This window comes from Vibrio sp. V39_P1S14PM300, from assembly GCF_009904765.1.
In the GTDB taxonomy this organism is placed as follows: domain Bacteria; phylum Pseudomonadota; class Gammaproteobacteria; order Enterobacterales; family Vibrionaceae; genus Vibrio; species Vibrio proteolyticus.
On sequence record NZ_WXWP01000318.1, the window covers coordinates 1 to 2,524 of the forward strand.

The following is a 2,524-nucleotide window of genomic DNA, read 5'->3' on the forward strand; positions in this document are numbered from 1 at the left end:
GTGCCTAATCCAGGGGCAAATTCATCGTTTGGACTGATTTTAACCAGTGTCACTTATTATGATGAATAATAAACCTGTTAAGGAGCAGGGTAACTGGCCTACAATTAATCAATGATTAATTGTCGAGATCATCTATGCAACAGACAACACGGTCAGAAAAGGCACGCAGAGTGGGCCGGCCGAGTAATCAAACTCACGCACGTGAACACTTGATCCATCATGCCCGGGAGTTATTTACCGTGATGGCGTATGATAAGGTTTCTACCCGTTTGATTGCTCAGCGAGCTGGTGTGAACAGCGCGATGATCAGCTATTATTTCGGCAATAAAGAAGGCTTGTTCGAGACTATGTTGCGCGAGACGCTCGCGCCAGTGCAACAAAAGCTCAATACCCTGATCAAACATGCTTCACGTGGGCATTTTATCGACATTATGCGTACCTATTACCGGGAAATGGTTAAAGTGCCTCAGTTTCCGCGTCTGGTCATGCAACTGATGAACATGCCACCGTCCGACACACAAAGAAAGCTGATGGAAAAAGTGTTTATGGACATCAGTAAGCCGATGCAAGACGTCATTTTTGATCGTCTGGTGCAAGAGCAGGTGATTCGGCCGGATATGGATCCCAAGCTGTGTCGGATTTCATACATCAGCCTGATGGTGTTTCCGTTTATGGCGCCCCCGTCGATGCTGGCACTACATGGAGTCGAACTCAGTGACGAGTTTCTCGATCGCTTGTTTGAACACAATATTCGTCTGATGACCAGCGGGTTTCTCACCACTTCGGATAGTAATGCCAGCGGCTGAGCTGGTTTGTCACCATATCTCCAAACAATCTTCATGTTTCTGTCACTTGGGGCTCCTAACATCTTTTCAACAATGAGTGGAAGGTTTGCGGGAGCAACAAGATGAGAGCTATCGAACCGATTGCCAAACTTGACCTGGCATTTTCTCTGTTTTGTCTTCAACACAGATTCAACCAACAGGTTGCCCAAATGAGTAAAGCCATTTCGCACACCGGGGATGGCCATCTGTATCTTGTGATTGGGTTGTTGGCTTGGTGGCTGGATGGCCCTACCGGAGCGATGTTTCTGGCCGCTGGACTGAGTGCCTTCGCACTTGAACTGCCTATCTATTGGCTAACCAAAAACAGTTTTAAGCGCCGTCGACCGGACGAGTTTTCTGACTTAGTGGTGTCTTTTATTACTCCTTCTGACCGCTATAGCCTGCCATCAGGCCACACGGCCGCCGCCTTCCTGATGGCTACTTTAATTGGTCACTTTTACCCGGATCTGCACAGCTTTGCCCTGTTGTGGGCGGCCGCCATTGGTGCGGCCCGTATTCTACTCGGGGTGCATTTCATCAGCGATGTGCTGATCGGTATGTTATTGGGAGTGGGCAGTGCCACTTTCGCCATCTCAGTTGTTGGAGGCTAACGATTGAAAATCTTGTACGGTGTTCAGGGAACTGGAAATGGGCATATTGCTCGGGCCAGAGCTATGAGCAAAGCGCTGAAGCAGCGTGATCTTGAGGTCGATTTTCTCTTCTCCGGCCGTGCGTCGGACAAATACTTTTCCATGGACGACTTTGGGGACTATCAGACCCGGCGGGGGATGACGTTCGTGACAGAAAAAGGCCGGGTGAATTACTGGAAAACCGGGCTGAATAACAGCCTGATCCAGCTAAACAAGGAAATCGCAGCATTGGATCTCAGCCGCTACGATCTGGTGCTGAATGATTTTGAGCCTATCTCAGCCTGGGCGGCAAAAAAGCAGAAGGTCACCTGCATCGGTATCAGCCATCAGAATGCATTTCGCTACCCGGTGCCGCTGAAAGGAGCCTCCTGGCTGGATAAGCGGGTGATTGAGCATTTTGCGCCGTGTGATCAGCATATCGGTTTGCACTGGTACCATTTTGATCAGCCGTTGCTGCCGCCAATTGTCCACACCTTGGGTGAGAAAGCGCGCCTAGAGCCGTATGTGCTGGTTTATCTGCCATTTGAATCGGTAGATGATATTTGTGAACTTTTGTTTCGTTTCGGCAATCAGCGTTTTGTCTGCTTCCATCCAGCGGTGACAGGCTTGCAAGAGCTGGAAAACGTTACGCTACGTCCGCTGTGCCATCAGGGTTTTCAACATCACCTGCAGCGTTGCTCGGGTGTGATCGCCAATGGCGGATTTGAGTTGCCTTCCGAGGCGCTGACCTTGGGTAAGAAACTGCTGCTCAAACCGCTGGCTGGTCAGTTTGAACAGCAGAGCAACGTCGCCACACTGGAAAACCTCGGATTAGCGAGCTCGATGGATTTCTTAGACGCCTCTGCCGTGCGCAGTTGGCTGGATGAAAAAGAATCAGAAAGCGTGTCGTACCCGGATGTGGCCGGGGCGATTGCTGACTGGCTGGTTGGTGGTGATTTGTCTGATCCGGCGTCGCTCAGTCTCGCGTTATGGGAAAAAGTCGATTTTCCCAGTTATGTTATCAATCTGTAACGCCGATATTGATCCTGCCTTTTGCTGTACCTATTGACG

3 protein-coding genes are annotated in these 2,524 nt (G+C 50.1%); all 3 read left to right on the forward strand.

Going from position 1 to position 2,524, the window contains the following annotated elements:
• Nucleotides 1-134 precede the first annotated feature (134 nt).
• The 3 genes from CAG65_RS16220 (at nt 135) to CAG65_RS16230 (ending at nt 2,485) form a co-directional block, all read left to right on the forward strand.
• Complete coding sequence (locus CAG65_RS16220; RefSeq protein WP_161454305.1) at nt 135-806, forward strand: TetR/AcrR family transcriptional regulator; 672 nt, start codon at nt 135-137, stop codon at nt 804-806.
• Between the two features lie 101 nt (nt 807-907).
• The gene (locus tag CAG65_RS16225; protein ID WP_021706890.1) at nt 908-1,435 is read left to right on the forward strand and encodes a phosphatase PAP2 family protein; all 528 of its coding nucleotides are present in this window, start codon (nt 908-910) and stop codon (nt 1,433-1,435) included.
• 3 nt (nt 1,436-1,438) lie between these two features.
• The gene (locus CAG65_RS16230) at nt 1,439-2,485 is read left to right on the forward strand and encodes an MJ1255/VC2487 family glycosyltransferase (RefSeq protein ID WP_161454306.1); all 1,047 of its coding nucleotides are present in this window, start codon (nt 1,439-1,441) and stop codon (nt 2,483-2,485) included.
• The last annotated feature ends 39 nt before the right edge of the window (nt 2,486-2,524 follow it).

Coding starts and splice junctions, on each gene's coding strand:
- CAG65_RS16220 (WP_161454305.1), top strand. CDS start 135: ATGCAACAGACAACACGGTCAGAAAAGGCACGCAGAGTGGGCCGGCCG.
- CAG65_RS16225 (WP_021706890.1), top strand. CDS start 908: ATGAGAGCTATCGAACCGATTGCCAAACTTGACCTGGCATTTTCTCTG.